The sequence below is a fragment of the Chamaesiphon sp. VAR_48_metabat_135_sub genome, from assembly GCF_031418915.1.
Classification (GTDB): domain Bacteria; phylum Cyanobacteriota; class Cyanobacteriia; order Cyanobacteriales; family Chamaesiphonaceae; genus Chamaesiphon.
In genome coordinates this window covers 1-15,582 of record NZ_JANOJV010000307.1, presented here as the reverse complement: position 1 = coordinate 15,582, position 15,582 = coordinate 1, and the positions used below count along the sequence as shown (strand labels likewise).

Here is a 15,582-nt window from a genome sequence, read left to right as displayed (position 1 = left end):
GTATTATCAAATACAAAAATTTTGTATTTGTTGCTAGCAAAGCAATTGATTTTGTATATGTATTCTACAATGAGTTTTATGACCTATGAAAATAAAGCTTATTATTCATGCCTATTTTGTAGATTGTTTTTAAAAACAATCTACAAAATGCTTGACATATGCTTTTGTTTGTGAAAACATGGACTCATAACGTAAAAACAGACAGCCTGTTCTTACAAAATTAAAAGTGGTTGTTCCAGATTTAAACTTATTGGAGGCTTCATGGCATTAGTTATTCCAGGCATTAAAGGACACTTGGGCAATACAAATTTTTATCAAGCAACGATGAAAGCTCGTGACCTAGTATATGGAGTAAGGTCGGCTAGCGAACTTGACGAGTGGACAACGATGAGTATTGAGGAGCGGTTACAGCGAGATCCAGATATCAAGAGGGTAAAGGAGCAGATTGCTCCATATATAGCAGAGTCAGAGGATCGTTTTTTTGGCGCAATGATTGTACTAGTTTATAAGGGGGAAATTCACTTCGATAGTCTTCGAGAATGGTTATCAAGTAAAGCTCCACGCGCTTATCAATCAGTTTCAGACGATCTTGGCATTGTTACGATAGATGGTGGTTCTCTTATCATGCTGGATGGACAACATCGCCTTTTAGCTCTTGAAAAGGTGATCAAGGGTGAGGTAAATGGGGTGTGCCGAGAAGATGTACCAAATGATGATGTTTGTGTCATCTTTATTCAGCATGAAACCAGTGAGAAAACACGTCGGATATTTAATAAGGTTAATCGCTACGCAAAACCAACCAGCCGAGGGGACAACATTATTACCAGTGAAGACGATCGGAGTGCTATCATTGCCCGCAGATTATTGAGTGAAGGATCTCCTTTAGGTATTAAAGCAGGTGAAAGTAGCGATGTAATTGTTGAGTGGAAGAGCAGTGCGCTTGCAGTGAGAAGCACAAAACTGACAACAATTAGTGCTGTTTATGAAACTGTTAAACTTATTCTTAAAGATAAAGGTGTATCAATTGACCCTAATAATCGTCCATCAGAAGAAGAATTAGATCAGTACTATGAGACAGTTGAAAAATTTTGGAACACTGTATTAGAAGGCTTACAACCGTACAGGGAAGTTCTTGAAGATAGTAGCCGTATACCTCAAATGCGAAAAGACGATCAATCCTACTCATTGTTGTTTAAGCCAGTTGCTCAATTAGCTCTGTTTAGGGGATTAATTGCAGCTACACAGGATAATCGTTTGACTCTAAGTCAGTCGGTACAACGTGCTAACAAGATAGATTGGCAAATGTCATCTACAATTTGGACAAATATTCTCGTTGCTCCGAGCGGTGCTATGCTCAGGGGAGAACAGCCGCCTGTAAAGGGGGGTAAGCTAATTCATTACCTCATTGCTGCTGACAAGATGACTGAAGAGGAAATCTTTGATATTCAGCGAGAATATAATCTTGCACATGGAATAAATTTCGAGACTGATGAATTACTCAAACTACCTAATCCTATTGTTTAAGTTTCACTCATAACTCTTGAAATATGGTTACATGCGATTAGGCTGAGTAGGTTCTAAATTACTAAATGATGTGTAAATTGTGATAAAGCTGAGTACAATTGCTGCTTCTGACATTATTCGACTAGAATAACTTTTGATTTTTAATGAATTATACAAAGGAGACTAGAATAGATGAGAAATAAGATCACCCATGAGGGAGAAATTAAACTTGGCGATTTTTCCATCGCTTGCTATGTCCTTGAAGACGGTAGACGGGTTTTGTCTGGAAGAACCATGCAGAGCGCGTTGAAGATGGTTGACGAGCCAGCCGACGGTAGTCGAGCTTCTGGGAGCACATTAGACCGAATTTTGAAGCAAAAATCGCTGGAACCCTTTATCTATAAAGATCGTGAAGGGGTGCATTTCGAGCCAATCGACTGCTACAAAGGCAATACTAAAATTAATGGCTTTGAAGCTACTATTCTTATAGATATTTGCGATTCTTTTTTAGAAGCACGACAACACATTAACCTTTCATCGAGACAGCAAATCATCGCTGAACAATGTGAAATTCTTGTCAGAGCATTTGCTAAAGTTGGCTTAATTGCCTTAATTGATGAAGCAACAGGATATCAGTATGCCAGAGAAAAAGACGAGCTTCAAAAGTTAATCGAGATATATGTAGTAGAAGAGCTAAGACCTTGGCAGAAAACTTTTCCTGATAGCTATTATCGAGAAATATTTCGCTTGCGAGGCTGGAACTTTACTGTGCCAGGTATCAAAAGACGACCTGGCGTTATCGGAACTTGGACGAATACACTTGTCTATAAAGAATTACCCGAAGGTGTTTTAGACGAAATCAAACGGTTAACACCCAAAACTAGTTCGGGAAATTATTCAGCTAGACTTTTTCAAAGTTTAAGCGATGAGATCGGTAATCCTCACTTAAAAAATCAATTGACTTCTGTAATCGCTCTAATGCAGTCATCAGATACTTGGGACGAATTTATTGACAGGTTTAATAAGGTGCGAGACAGGAAAAGAGGGAATCAACAATCAACTCAGCTAAGTTTAGATTTAAGTGCAGAAGATTTTCCAGAAGATCGAGACAACGAATAAATAATTGTTAGTGCAGATTGCAAAACTAGCTACTAATCAACTATCTCGGTTGCTTAGTAGCTAGTTTTTAAATCATACAGACAAAGATAAATTAGTAAATCTGCCTACACTGGGTTCAAAAGCAACCTTACAGCTACCAACACTCCCATTTCGATTCTTACTGACGATAATCTCCATTACTCCTGGCTCCAAACTGTCATGATTATAATACTCATCTCGATACAGCAATAGCCCTAAATCCATATCCTGCTCAATATCACCTGAGTCTTTAATGTCGGCCATCCCTGGACGCTTATTCGCTTGACTCTCTACCCCACGATTGATCTGAGCCAAAACCACAAAAGGGACATCAAATTCCTTGGCGATATCTTTAAATGCTCCAGAGAACTTACCGACAGTCTGCGCTCTATTCCCCGCTGCTCTGTCTCCGAGCTTTTGGATATAGTCGAGGACGACTAGCCCCAATTCACCTCGCTCATGGCGAATTTTCCGCAGTACAGAGCGAATCTTAGCGGGTGTCAGAGCATAAGCGGGAGTATCGTCAATGATAATGGGAAGTTCGCCTAATGTAACCAACGCTTGCTTCAGGGTGTCATACTCATCCGCATAGATTGTATTGTGGATCAACCGATGAGAGTCAATCCCAGAGTGCATCGATAGCAACCGTTTCGTTAGCTGTTCGCTGGACATCTCCGCACTGAAGAAGACTACTGGCTTGTTTTGAGTAACCGCAATATGATTCGTTAAATGACAAGCCAACCAAGTTTTACCCATACTCGCTCTAGCCGCGACAATGATTAGATCCTGCTTAATCAACCCGCCAATCAAAGTATCTAAATCTCCCAATCCGGTAGGATATGCAGGTTCGCTCCCCTGTGAGATTTTGGTAAATACAGCAGCCAAACAATCACCAATAACTTTGGGTTTAAACTGGTCTTGTTTGTTGGTTGTGAGGTTAAATATCTTCTGCTCTGACTGGTCGAAAACCGATTCTAGTTCGGTAGTCGTATCATGTCCTAGCTTCACCAGATCGTGACCCGCTGCGATTAGTTCGCGCCGCTTGTATTTATCAACTACCAAAGATGCCAAGTGGTCAATATTAACGGCTGAAACTGTCCGCTCTAATAGCTGGATTAATTTAGCTTCACCACCTACCTGTTTGAGTAGTTTCTGGTCGGATAGCCATGCCTTGACACTGAATAATTCAGTCGGCTTGTCTTGACGATAGAGATCTAAAGCTGCTCGGTAAATAGTGGCGTGAGCAGTAATATAAAAGGCTTCTGGAGTCAGTAAGTCGATAACTCGTCCGATGGCTGACGGATCTAGCAAAATACCTCCTAAGATACTCTCCTCTGATTCGATATTATTTGGGGGAACAGGATCATTCATGTTTCAGATTAAAGATAGTACTAAGTTGCTGGAGTTTGTCGATACTGAGTAGTTCTTTCGCTGGTTGGGTATCAGCAGTAACTACTTGATGTTCGGGTTTAGATGAAGTTTGCAGAATTATCTCTGGCTTAGTCCAGCCTTCTTTAATGGCTTTATTTAACCAAGCTTCAGGATTAGAGATATTCTTCTTGCTGAGTTGATCTTTGAGTGCTTCTATTGCTGCTAAGACGGCCGATTCGGTAGCAGCTTTAATTGTCTTGGTTAGAGTAGGATTTAACCCGATATCTAAAGCATCTAATTCGGATTGAATCTGCTCATCAATAGTAGCTTTTCTCTTACTTGATATCGGCGTTACTTTGCTATCTAGTTGTTCGCCTTTTAATTTGCCTTTTAATTTGCCTTGTAGACCCTCGATGATCTGCTGCTGTCTTTCAACTTGCTCTTGGAGGTAATGTACTCGATAGACTTGACCTGCTAGTGCTTCATGCTTGCGTTTGAGTTCTTTATTCTCGTTCTCTAATTGTTGGATTTTCTCCTTGAGACGGGTAATGATTTTACCAGTAGAGGATGAATTAGGTTGAGCAACTGGAGCGGTTGGGAACGATCTTTGTTTGTTTCTAACCTCGGCGATACGTTGTTTAATCTCTGGATATTTGTAGAGGTAAGAGACACTAACATTGGCTTCTTTTGCGATAGTTGTGAAGTTGATCTTGCCGTTAATTTTCTGTAACCGTTCGATTGCCTTGAAAACTCGATCTGCTGAATCCTCCTTACGGGCTGCTTGGACTTGTTGGAGATTATCAACTCTGGCTTGTTTGGTATCTGAATTGCTCATGCTGCCTCCTGTTGTAAACTAGCAATGATTTTGTCGAGTTGTTCGGCTTGTCTGCCAAATTGCTCGACTAGTACTTCTTGTCCTGCTGACATAGCTTTGGCTTGTTTGGCTCGAAGCTCGTTAAGTGTGTTGATGTATTGAGGGAGTTTTTCAATAGTGGCAGCGAAAGATCGACAAGTATAACAGGCGCGAAACTTATGACAGTCTTGGTCGAGTGGTAGTCCACAATATCCGTAGATGGGAGTGTTGATATGAGTAGCACCAACTTCTAGTTTATGGGCTACTGGATTGTCCCAGAAGGATTTAGGGAATGATTCATAAGAAATACGATTACCATCACTATTTACTAGTGCTTGGTGAATGTGTCCTGCTTCCCGCTGCATCAGATCGCAACTAACTTCGGTATAGTAAGTGCTGGTAGTGACAAAGTGTTTATGTCCAGCCCATGCACTGACTACTGATAGGTCATGTCCTTGGTCGAATAATTCAGTTAAACGAGTAGATCTGAGAAGTTTAGGTGTGAATTTAGCTAGCTGATCATTTTCATCGCGAATATCAATGGCTTTAATCAGAGTACAAATGCTAGTTGATAAAGGATGTCTGACTTGACTAGGAAGAATTTTCTTGATTGGCTTTAAGTTAGACTGTGATGGATCTATATCAGATAAATTGTAATAGTGGCAGAATAAGTAATCCCATTCATTACTCCAAAGGTTTCGGATATATTCTTGTTGTTCTTGTACTACTTTTGCAATAGTTATAGTAATAGGAATTTCATGATAGTCGTTAGTCTTTTTCCGGTGCCACACCAACTTCCAATTTTGTCCTTCTTGAACTAGACAATCTTGTTTAAGTAGAGCTAATTCAGATGGGCGCATAGCAGAAAAATAACCAATTAGCCACATTCGAGCGATAGGGTCAGGTAATCTATGCAAATTTTGTTCTATTTGTTCTCTAACAGTGTTAGATATGGGATCTGGATTACCTCGATGTCGCTTAGGATAGTCCTCATTCCGAATAATATCTGGTTCGACGTTAAACCAGTTTCCAATATTTCCTAATGTAAAAAATTCTCTTAATGCACATAACTTATCTTTGTCTATTTTTTGATCTTGTGACAAATAATTAATAACCAGACTGCGATTAATTTCGTCAAAAGTAGATATGTTATTCCTAACTAAATATTGAGAGAAAGGTCTAAGATTATTTAGCTTGTTAATGATTGTAGAAAAAGAATTTTCGCTCTTACATAAATGATGTACATACTTTTTAGCCTCATTTTTAAACCAGCCTAGGGCAATATTGTCAAAATTAACGGTATATCGATTATCTCGTCTATCAAAATTAGGATTAATCGATCTTAAATCCCACAGATCGTCAATCCAGTTAAATCGTTTTACTGGAGAATCTTTCTTACTGAGGCGACTAATAGTGTTAAGCCTTAGATTTATAGATTCAGAGCATCTTTTTAGGCAATTTTTACATTGAAATATTTTCTTCTGTGTATATCCATCTATTTTAATAAGATACATATTTTTCAATTCATATCCAGGATCTAATCTGTGCTTAGGTTCACAATCTAAATCGGGGCAAATAAAATCTTTTTGATAATTTTTATTCCACTTAATCTTTAGCATTTAATTTCTGTAATCCTTCAATCCGAATTAATAATAATTGCTTGTCTACAGTTAAAGTTTGCTGCTGTCGTACCATTCCTAATGCCGAAATAGTATTCAATTCTATCTCTACTCGTTGTAAATCTTGTTCGAGGACAGGTAAATCATCAGTAGAGGTTAGCCAATGTTCGCATTGCCAACAAGCATTTACCGTTTGACAAGGAGCCTCTAATATCGGACGATGGCACTCTCCATACTGAGTTGTAATTTGGTGCATTCTACGTCTAATGGCTTCGGTAATTAGATCTTTCGGCTTGTGAGTTAGCACAAGTTTACCAGTACTATTTACATAGCTAGTTTCTTTCATTAACTCCTGATACTCATCTCCTAGCACTTCTTTATACAAATGCTTATAGTAGTTCTGCATATCTGGAGAACGATGTCTGAGATATTTTTGAATTATCAAATCTCTAACACCACTATTTGTCATTATTGTCGCGAAAGTTCTTCTAAATTGGTGAGATTTAAAATGCCAAATCTGACCTTCATTAGTACATATATTATGCTCCTGAGCTAATTTGTTTAATCGTTGACTAAGACCACGCAAGTGCATTACTTTTTGAACTGGTATATAGTAATAACGGCTAGCATTAGCACTAAATAAATTATTATAATTATCCTGAAAAGTTTGCCTAATATATTCTTGTTGTTCTTTAATTATTACTACTAGTTCCTCACAGATAGGAAGTTCATCATCTACTTTGTATTTTTCAGTTAAAAATCTTATTCGCCATTGGTCATCTCTTTTCCGTAAGCAATCTAAAGGCAAGTTAAGTAGCTCACCAATTCTTAACCCCGTAGCTCTAATTACTATCACCATCCGTTGGATAGGTTCAGGTAAATAATGTAGATGTTCATTTAACTGTTGCCATATTTCTTCTGGAATGTACTCGACATCATCATTTTTAGGTGTGGATCTATTACGTCGCCCTTTAAACCAATAGGTATTAACTTCCAGCCACCCTTCATCACGACAGCAGTTAAAGAAGTTATTCAAAGTCGTATATTGATGTGTTATTGTTTTTGGCGACAATTTTAAAGATTTTAAATAATAATCATACTCATCAAATAATTGAGTGTTAATTTGTCCAACCATAAAAATAGATTTCTGTTCGATAAACTGAGAGAATCTACTGAGATACTGAACTTCATCTTTGATGTATGCGGCTGATAGTTTACGATTGCTTCTGACTATGACGTATAATTTTGATGTTGTTTTAAACCAATCTTGTCGAATTGATTCAAAGCTAATTGTCAAAACTCTCTCATGTTGATTGGTTTGCAAACCCAAATCATTAATTGTGTGCCAAACATCCTTTTTCAACAATGGATTAGCCAGTAAGCTGTTTGCTAACTCACTTTCCTTTATCGCCCAACTATCTAAAGATAAATTATTATGTGCTAAGATACTCATTCTGCTGATTCCTCTCGTTCGATTACTTCTTGTAGACTTGTTCCATTAATTACATGAGAATAAACATCCAGAGTAGTTTGAATAGATGTATGCCCCAATAAATGTTTTACTCGATCTGGTGAATAGTTCGCTCTGAGTAAACGGGTAGCATAAGTATGTCTAAATAAATGCGGATATACATGAATACCAGTTTTTTTACTTAGGCGATTAAACATAATGTTTAATACATTAGGATTCATAGGCATTCCAATTTTCCCTTCCCAAATATTGACAAAAACATAATTAGATACTGGCTCTGGATACTCATAAATTAAGTAGTCGTTATACATTTTGAGTATGTCTGGCACTACGGGAACGGTTCGTTCTAGCCCTTTAACTCTTGCTCCATTGGGGTTATTGCGCTTGACAACTTTAATGTAGTTCTCTCCACCCTCTCCGATATCCTCAAGACATAGCCCCAGAAGCTCACCTTTCCGCATTCCCGTACCGTCGAGCATCAGGATGATGAGTTTATCTCTGAGGCGATGACAGGCATTCACCAGCGTAGATACCTGTTCGTCAGTTAAACAGCCAGGGAAGCTTTTTGGCTCTTTGAGTTTGACAAGCTTCTGTCTGGTGGGTTTACTCTTGGCGATGCCTGTAAGTAGCCCATGCTGACTAACTCCATAGGGCATGTGGAATCTATCGAACTGTTTGAAATCTACTGCTTTGCTAGCGATGTGATACTCATAGAAGCCAGTGATCCCAGTAATTGCTCGGTTGACCGTCTTCTCTGACCTAATCGCCTGTACTGGTTGTATGGATATAACTTTTGTGGTGTCTCCAATTCTCAACCAGTAGGCATAGTCTTCAAGATCTGACAGTTGAACTTCACGCCAATCTAAGCTTTTGAGTTCTAGAAACTCCCACCAAGATTTAAGATCGTAGGCATACGCTTCGACAGTGTTAGGAGATTTAGACGTACTGAGATAGGTCAGGTAACGTTGAATGGGTTCTACTACCTGGTAGTCTTCATCCAACATGACCCAGACTATCTCGTTGGTATGTGGATCTATTCCTTTTTGCAGTGTTAATCTCATAGGTCTATTGTACCATACAATACACGTTGTAGAAATAAAATTTAGTATATAGCTATAATTGCATGATGTAGAAAAAGAAGCTCGTTGTTGTTGTTATTTAATATATAATTTTTGTATAAGATAACCTGTACCCCCCGCTTGAGAAAATACCAAGATCCGCTTTTCATCAGCCTGGAACGCATTGGTTTCGGCGACATTGCTCGAACTAGAACGCTGGGATAGTTGATAGCGTCCATCCTTGAGCATCACCCGCTTGCTCCGTCCAGTCACCTCGGCTACTATTGTCCCAAAATGCCAGTTCAGACTATCGAGTAAGCTGTTGACTGGGGGTAGCATCGACATCCGTTCGATTAACCCATCCCGCACGGCTAGAGCTTCTTGGGAAATAACGGGATCTCCATTTTCGTCAGTCATTAACTCACTTTTGATTGTGCCATTTTCATCCTGGGACACCTGATAAACGTGGACGGGAAAAGCAGTGAGTAGATACTCGATTATCCCTTCCTTGGGGGTGAAATCGATCGCCCGCATATCGCCCCACTCACTAGCGGGAATCTCTGCGAGGCGGCGTTCCATCGAGGCTGCTCCGGTAGATACCAGTTGCACCACACAAGCATATCCAGCCGACAAGTCTCGTTCGAGGCAATCGATGAGCGTGGGAACTTTGGCAGCACAAATCAGCGCATTGAAAAATCGGAGCTTTACGCTTTCAAACACGCCCATAGCAACAGCTTTAGCTCGACCATTAGTGCATTTACCACTTTCTGTTTCGAGGTTGATTGCGCGGAGAACGGTACTAATTTGGTGGTGAATATGTTTGAATGCTTCGGCATAGGTATTCCATGTTTCGCGTTGGGCTGGGGTCAATTCATGGGTGACAGTTTCAAACTTCACACCATCGAAACTCAGACTAGGAGCGAGATATAACCCCACAGCTTTGAGGTCTTTTGCCACCATTTCCAGCCCAGCAACACCAGCATTTTCGATCGAACTAATGAAATCTGCTCTGGAAGCAAATGGAAAGCTGCGAGTCTGCCATAGCCCCAGCCGCTGGCAATAAGACAGGCTGCTTACCTTGGCTGCACCTGTCGCACTTAGGTAGGTGACGCGGGCATTTGGTAGACGATTGACGAGATTCGTCCCCGCCAATGCCTGAGCCGAAGCCTTGGTAACTCCACGCTCGTTTTCTTCGCCGATTGCATTACCCATCAGGTGCGATTCGTCGAAACATAAGGCACCATCCCAGTCATCCCCCAGCCATTCGATGATTTGGGCGACTCTGGACTTCTTGTTACCTTTGGCGGCACTCCGCAAGCTGCCATAAGTGACGAATAAGATGCCTTGAGACATCAAAATGGGTTTGTCCTAGGCGAACTTGGATAAGGGCACTACTTGAGCCGCATTGCCACCAATCGCCATCCAATCACGCCCAGCATCTTCGAGTAAGGATTCGTTCTTGCTCACCCAGACAGCTTTCTTGCGTCCTTCGCACCAGTTAGTGAGGATTAGTAGTGCAATGATTCGGCTTTTACCTAGCCCTGTATTATGACCGCAGAAATAGCCTTGGCGGTGATATTTACCAGCGGGATTATCTGGATTCGCCACTGCAATCTGTCCGTTGTCGGCAATGTACCAAGGGGTATCGAGCAGTTTGGAATGAGCTTGGCAAGCATAGATTAACGTTTCCAGTTGGCAATCAGAAGCTAGACTTTCCGCGATTACTCGTGCTGGTAGGATTGGACGAACGGTAGGAGGGGGAGGATCGATCGCAGACATGGCTATACTTTCACAAATAGGGGATGGGTGAGGGGTAGCTCCAGCGATCTCAATTGCACCTTGATAGACGGCATAAACGCCATCAGTCATGGGTGATTTATCTTTGGTGGCTGGTTGATAATCGAGTTGAACTAAATCGTCAAATTGCTTGCGTGGCTCCATCACCACGATTGGCGGTGCGAGATTGGGAACGGTAACAACTGGTTTGAAGGTTATTTGTAGCTGTGCGGCTGGTTGAAGCTGAAATAATGGCAATCCGGCGAATAGCAGTTGAATTGGGCTAGCAGCGGCGACTGGTTCATCTTTGGCTTCAATTTGCTCGTAGGGATTAAAGATGATTCTTGGCGGGCAACTTTCAGACGCAATGGCTGCTAGTTCGCGAGCCGAGACAGAAAATTTCAGATCGATAGATTTGGGAATCTCAATCTGCGGAATTTTGTCAAATACCAGGATACGGGTATCCATCGTGGTGCCGTGGTGTCGATAGTGATTACCACTGACGAATAGACTCAACTGCAATTGAGACGGTAGACTAGCAAAGTATTTGGACTGCTTCTCAGGACTCAACCAGTGGGGGACAATTGCTACCAATCTGCCATTATCTTGCAGTCGCAGTAGTGCCGAACGTAAATGCTTCATACAACATTCTTTGTCCCGTTTATCGTTGCCGATTGAGGACGAGAATGGCGGATTCATCAAGATTAAAGTTGGCTGTTCGCCCTGGTTTAATGTGTCGTTGAGGTATTCCGCATTAACTGAGTAAACTGGATGTTGTGCATCAAATAATTCCCGCAGCAAAGCTTTTCTGGAGGGGGAAATCTCATTGAGAATGATGCGGCGAGGTTTGTCATAGAACAATCTATTTGCGGTAGCTGCTGCAAGAATCCCCGTTCCGGCACTTGGTTCGGCGATAATATCACTCCCTTTAACTGAAGCAAGTTGACTCACAATCCAGGCTAGGGCGAGTGGGGTTGAGAACTGTTGAAATTGGATTTGTTGTTGGGATCTCACTTGATGATGAGGAATCAAACTTTGAAGATTTTCGACATCTTCAAGTGATTTAAAATCATCGTCGAGCAGCATTCTAACGACAGCAGCCTCGATTAGATCGGTAGCTTGTTTCCAATGCCATTTACCACTGGCAAGATCTCCGAAGATATAGCTCATCAATTCGATGACAACATTTTGAATCAACCGTTCATCCGCTCTTAATTTGGTGACAAATTCGGCAACAGCTACTTGAGTGTGAGTTTTAACTTGAGTAATCATAGTATTTGGCAATAAATGGGCACAAAAAAGCCAGCAACTATTACTAATTGCTGGCAAAATTCAATTTGGTATACGTTTTAGATAATTCCTGCGGCTGCCATTTCTAAAACTCGATCTATATATTCTTTCAGTACTTCCCAGTTAATCCCGATGTTGGCATCATGGTTATTCATTGCCATTGTCAGCACTAATCGTGCCCGCTCCCGACTCAGATCTGAGTTAATGGAAAGCACATCATCAACGTGCCAGATCTTAGCGAACGTATCATTACCACCTTCAAGCATTTGGATATGTTCGATTACTGTTTCGATGCTAATATCTTCCCAGCGTTCTCCTGCGTTGCCTTGTGTCACTTCCTGAATGGTGTAACTATCATCTTCGCTCAATTCAATTTGAACTAGTTTGAGATTTTTCAACTGAACTAATTTATGTTTCCCATCGTCTCGAATGGCGGCATAGCCATAATGTTCGAGATAGGTATCGATGGTCATGGGATTACATTGGAGTTGCATATTTTTAGATTAATGAGTGGGCAATAAAAAGCCAGAAACTGAGTTACTGGCTTACAAATCAAAGCAAGGCTTGAAGTTAAAATAGATCGATTGCATAATCTAGCTCTAGCTCTTATTGTGAGAGAACATCTTGAATGTCTTCACCGTCCTTAACTTCTTGTTTCATGCAATTAATAATGTCGAGAGCATCTGCTCTATCGCTCGCCATTTCATTCTCTATTAGTGCTTTGATGAGGTCGTTCATTATTTGTTTTAGTTTTAGTTATGAGGTAAGTTTGTTCTCGCGTTGGTATATGCTCGACGCTGGAGAGTCAAGCCTAAAAATAAATGGTTGGAGTAGAAAGATAGATCGGATTAAAATAGGCTTAGTTGAGGCTGTTTAACTTCAACGGGACAGAAAACTCGATTATCAATTACGACTAATAAGTCTGCATGAGTAATTGGTTCTCCAGTCTCTTTCCAAGAGAAATAGGACTGAGCGTAGGGACAGTAATAAATCTCTTGAAGATCTGGCAATTTTTCTGGGGCAACATTCACTAATATTCCGGTACTATACGCATGAACATTTTTCTGTTTCTCTTTAATAACCCGCTGTCTTCCAGGTTCGGAAACATAGAACTTTGGATGCTTAATCACAACATTGGTTACATGTCCAATTACCAGCCAACTGTTACCGAATTTCTGCTGTAGACTCATCGTTCCTGTTCGCAGATTTCTGTAGATTCTGGTCTGTAAACCTTGACAAATCTGCCAATTAATTTTGTTCTTCATGTATCTTTCTAAAATTGACAATACAAAGCCCTATCAGATATGTCTGACCGAGCTTTTTACAAAGATTCAGAGAATTAGGCTTTAGCTAACTGTTCGCCATTCCATTTCCATTCGCTACCATCAGACTTTTCAATCGACTGAATATCGAAATCGTAACAATGATCCATCGAGGTAACTTCGACATTAATTTCTGGATTTTTCTCTCGATCTGGCGTTAAGTAGTCAAAGAGATTTGTTTCGTTTCCTAGCCAATGTAATAAATTTTCATCCTTCACTTCTACGTGGGCGGTGATGATTAATGTTTGTGAGACTATAATCCGTGCTGACATATTTATTTCCTCAAGTTTGTTTGTTGACGTAATTTCTCTAAAAACGGTGGTACTAATTCAACAACTAGATCGCAAGTTTCCTCTCCAAACATACCGATGTGAGTTAACTTCCGATTTAGACCTAGTTGTTTAGCTAGCCATAGATAGGCTTGAGTTCTAGTCAAATATGCTTCCTGATACAACCGATCGAAAACTTGATGAGCAGCCCTTCTTTTATCGCGCAAGAGGGCATTAGCGACACTTCCCAAAGCAATTCCCGATTTTTGATGTACTCCCGTATAAGCCCAACAAGGACGGCACAGCATAAAGTCAAGATCTGCCCAAGGTGTATCTTCTCCATAAATTTCTGAACCTTTAATTCGTTTGGTTAAATCGTTACAATATGGACAAAGATTTCCGGCTAATATTTCTTTCTTCCAGGCATCTAATTTTAAATGTTTAGCCACTCGATTGATTTCTCCTCTTTTGATTTTATAATTTTGAAGGTGGTAGCAAATTACTGATAGTTCCACTCAATTCGGCATGACCCCGCCCTAAGTCCCGCACATAAGTATTTCCACAGCCGAGTGTAGCTAGTTTTCGCATGAAGGCAATCGCACTCTTATCTATATCATCACCAATATAAACAGTTGAAATGGTGCCACTTAACAACCCCGCTGCGGCAATGGCATCCTGCTCGTTGTTTGGCTCACCATCAGAAATTATTACTGTCTGACTGGGATTGAGCTTGGCGATTTCTTTAAGTCCTAAATCTAATGCTGTTCCGCCACCAGTCGCCCACAATGCACTGGGATTAGGAATTTCGACACAGAATGAGTCGAAGGTGAATAGGCGATAGGATTGCCAATCTAGTGCCTCTACAGCCTTTCTCAATACATCAATTCGACGATCTTTACCTTTGCATTCCATCGACATCGAACCACTGGTATCAAGCAATAAACATCTAATATCAAGATTACCAGTCCCAATCCGTTGATGATAATTGGCGGCAATACCCGTCGCTGGTAACTGGGAAGCCGCTTGAATAATCGAGGTTAAAGAATTAACTAAGTTGGTCATAATTTCGATTGGTATCGTTGTAATAGTTGGGTATCGATCTGATTTTTGGCATCGTGGGTGGAGAAACATTTAAACTTGACAGGCAGCTCATTGCATAGCAGTCTGCCAAAGTTTCTGAAAGCTGAGATACCACTTGGATCTAGATCTGGAGCTTCAATTGAGGCTTTAAACTTCCAAGGGTTCCCCGTATGATAGTAAGTAAACTTCCAGCCATTAGTTTTGAAACTTTGTTGGAGATACAATCTAATATCTCCATTCTTTTCCCAGATTGACAAGGAAAACGAATCATATTTATAGGCTCTAAAAAAATCCAGATTTTTGAGTAAACTAATAACTGTTGCTTTAGTGCAATCGTTATCGATAGGAGCTTGACAATCGTTGATATTGTCTAAAATCTCTTCTTTAGCATCTTGCCAATATTTATTAGTTGCTGCTTGAATGGCGATCGCCCGTCGAGCAACTTCTTTAGTTATTGCTTCAATTAATTGAAGTAACTGGTCATCTGGTAAAATTGATAAATCCATACTAAGTACTTGATAGAAAGACATAAAAAAGTACCAACTGCTAATTGCGATTGGTACTGAATAGTCAATTGACAAAGGTTGTGTTGGGAATTACTGTAAGTTGATAACTCTGAAAGTGAAAGTTTGTTACCAAGCGAAGAATTCGTAATAGACCTCTATCAGTGCCTCTAAAATCGAAAATCGTCTGTTCTCAAATTCTCCATTCAGCAAACAAATAAAGTGTTGACGAGCAGCAATTAGTCTAGTTAACATGGGATATCCTTAAAGTAATGTTTGCGATTGATTAACCGATTCTGAGGTGAGTTCCTCTGGGCTGAAGCTTGGCTA

Annotated in this window: 14 protein-coding genes and 1 pseudogene; 2 read left to right on the top strand and 13 right to left on the bottom strand. The window is 40.4% G+C overall.

Annotated features, from left to right (window positions below):
- Positions 1 to 261 precede the first annotated feature (261 nt).
- Complete coding sequence (locus tag RMO55_RS21020; RefSeq protein ID WP_310429983.1) at positions 262 to 1,524, top strand: DNA sulfur modification protein DndB; 1,263 nt, start codon at positions 262 to 264, stop codon at positions 1,522 to 1,524.
- A 171-nt stretch (positions 1,525 to 1,695) separates the two neighbouring features.
- Positions 1,696 to 2,622: a P63C domain-containing protein gene (locus RMO55_RS21015; RefSeq protein ID WP_310429981.1), complete on the top strand. Its 927-nt coding sequence runs from the start codon at positions 1,696 to 1,698 to the stop codon at positions 2,620 to 2,622.
- A 72-nt stretch (positions 2,623 to 2,694) separates the two neighbouring features.
- Here the strand turns inward: RMO55_RS21015 and dnaB are convergent, their stop codons facing one another.
- From dnaB to RMO55_RS20950, 13 genes and pseudogenes are all read right to left on the bottom strand, one after another.
- Entirely contained in the window at positions 2,695 to 4,011 is a 1,317-nt protein-coding gene (dnaB, locus tag RMO55_RS21010) for a replicative DNA helicase (RefSeq protein ID WP_310429979.1), read from the bottom strand.
- Positions 4,004 to 4,846: a DUF6262 family protein gene (locus RMO55_RS21005; protein ID WP_310429977.1), complete on the bottom strand. Its 843-nt coding sequence runs from the start codon at positions 4,844 to 4,846 to the stop codon at positions 4,004 to 4,006. The genes dnaB and RMO55_RS21005 overlap by 8 nt, the downstream gene beginning before the upstream one ends.
- Positions 4,843 to 6,483, bottom strand: a complete 1,641-nt coding sequence (locus RMO55_RS21000) for a site-specific integrase (protein WP_310429975.1) — start codon at positions 6,481 to 6,483, stop codon at positions 4,843 to 4,845. Before RMO55_RS21000 ends, RMO55_RS21005 begins: the two co-directional genes overlap by 4 nt.
- Entirely contained in the window at positions 6,470 to 7,936 is a 1,467-nt protein-coding gene (locus tag RMO55_RS20995; RefSeq protein WP_310429973.1) for a tyrosine-type recombinase/integrase, read from the bottom strand. Before RMO55_RS20995 ends, RMO55_RS21000 begins: the two co-directional genes overlap by 14 nt.
- Complete coding sequence (locus RMO55_RS20990) at positions 7,933 to 9,015, bottom strand: tyrosine-type recombinase/integrase (RefSeq protein ID WP_310429970.1); 1,083 nt, start codon at positions 9,013 to 9,015, stop codon at positions 7,933 to 7,935. The genes RMO55_RS20995 and RMO55_RS20990 overlap by 4 nt, the downstream gene beginning before the upstream one ends.
- A 93-nt stretch (positions 9,016 to 9,108) precedes the next feature.
- Positions 9,109 to 9,351, bottom strand: a complete 243-nt coding sequence (locus tag RMO55_RS20985; protein WP_310429985.1) for a strawberry notch C-terminal domain-containing protein — start codon at positions 9,349 to 9,351, stop codon at positions 9,109 to 9,111.
- 513 nt (positions 9,352 to 9,864) lie between these two features.
- Positions 9,865 to 11,430: pseudogene (locus RMO55_RS22385) on the bottom strand (strawberry notch family protein); the annotation flags it as partial.
- A 707-nt stretch (positions 11,431 to 12,137) separates the two neighbouring features.
- Positions 12,138 to 12,551 (bottom strand): hypothetical protein, encoded by a 414-nt coding sequence (locus RMO55_RS20975; protein ID WP_310429968.1) that lies wholly within the window; start codon positions 12,549 to 12,551, stop codon positions 12,138 to 12,140.
- A 375-nt stretch (positions 12,552 to 12,926) separates the two neighbouring features.
- A complete protein-coding gene (locus tag RMO55_RS20970) occupies positions 12,927 to 13,343 on the bottom strand; it encodes a hypothetical protein (RefSeq protein ID WP_310429966.1) in 417 nt (138 codons plus the stop codon).
- A 74-nt stretch (positions 13,344 to 13,417) separates the two neighbouring features.
- Positions 13,418 to 13,672: a hypothetical protein gene (locus tag RMO55_RS20965; RefSeq protein ID WP_310429964.1), complete on the bottom strand. Its 255-nt coding sequence runs from the start codon at positions 13,670 to 13,672 to the stop codon at positions 13,418 to 13,420.
- Between the two features lie 2 nt (positions 13,673 to 13,674).
- Positions 13,675 to 14,118: a zinc-finger-containing protein gene (locus RMO55_RS20960; protein ID WP_310429962.1), complete on the bottom strand. Its 444-nt coding sequence runs from the start codon at positions 14,116 to 14,118 to the stop codon at positions 13,675 to 13,677.
- 25 nt (positions 14,119 to 14,143) lie between these two features.
- Positions 14,144 to 14,731 carry a vWA domain-containing protein gene (locus RMO55_RS20955; RefSeq protein ID WP_310429960.1) on the bottom strand — a complete coding sequence of 196 codons (588 nt, stop codon included), beginning with the start codon at positions 14,729 to 14,731 and terminating at the stop codon, positions 14,144 to 14,146.
- Positions 14,728 to 15,279: a hypothetical protein gene (locus RMO55_RS20950; protein WP_310429958.1), complete on the bottom strand. Its 552-nt coding sequence runs from the start codon at positions 15,277 to 15,279 to the stop codon at positions 14,728 to 14,730. The genes RMO55_RS20955 and RMO55_RS20950 overlap by 4 nt, the downstream gene beginning before the upstream one ends.
- Positions 15,280 to 15,582: the final 303 nt, after the last annotated feature.

Coding starts and splice junctions, on each gene's coding strand:
- RMO55_RS20955 (WP_310429960.1), bottom strand. CDS start 14,731: ATGACCAACTTAGTTAATTCTTTAACCTCGATTATTCAAGCGGCTTCC.
- RMO55_RS21020 (WP_310429983.1), top strand. CDS start 262: ATGGCATTAGTTATTCCAGGCATTAAAGGACACTTGGGCAATACAAAT.
- RMO55_RS21000 (WP_310429975.1), bottom strand. CDS start 6,483: ATGCTAAAGATTAAGTGGAATAAAAATTATCAAAAAGATTTTATTTGC.
- dnaB (WP_310429979.1), bottom strand. CDS start 4,011: ATGAATGATCCTGTTCCCCCAAATAATATCGAATCAGAGGAGAGTATC.
- RMO55_RS21015 (WP_310429981.1), top strand. CDS start 1,696: ATGAGAAATAAGATCACCCATGAGGGAGAAATTAAACTTGGCGATTTT.
- RMO55_RS20975 (WP_310429968.1), bottom strand. CDS start 12,551: ATGACCATCGATACCTATCTCGAACATTATGGCTATGCCGCCATTCGA.
- RMO55_RS20950 (WP_310429958.1), bottom strand. CDS start 15,279: ATGTCTTTCTATCAAGTACTTAGTATGGATTTATCAATTTTACCAGAT.
- RMO55_RS20985 (WP_310429985.1), bottom strand. CDS start 9,351: ATGCTACCCCCAGTCAACAGCTTACTCGATAGTCTGAACTGGCATTTT.
- RMO55_RS20995 (WP_310429973.1), bottom strand. CDS start 7,936: ATGAGTATCTTAGCACATAATAATTTATCTTTAGATAGTTGGGCGATA.
- RMO55_RS20970 (WP_310429966.1), bottom strand. CDS start 13,343: ATGAAGAACAAAATTAATTGGCAGATTTGTCAAGGTTTACAGACCAGA.
- RMO55_RS20990 (WP_310429970.1), bottom strand. CDS start 9,015: ATGAGATTAACACTGCAAAAAGGAATAGATCCACATACCAACGAGATA.
- RMO55_RS21005 (WP_310429977.1), bottom strand. CDS start 4,846: ATGAGCAATTCAGATACCAAACAAGCCAGAGTTGATAATCTCCAACAA.
- RMO55_RS20965 (WP_310429964.1), bottom strand. CDS start 13,672: ATGTCAGCACGGATTATAGTCTCACAAACATTAATCATCACCGCCCAC.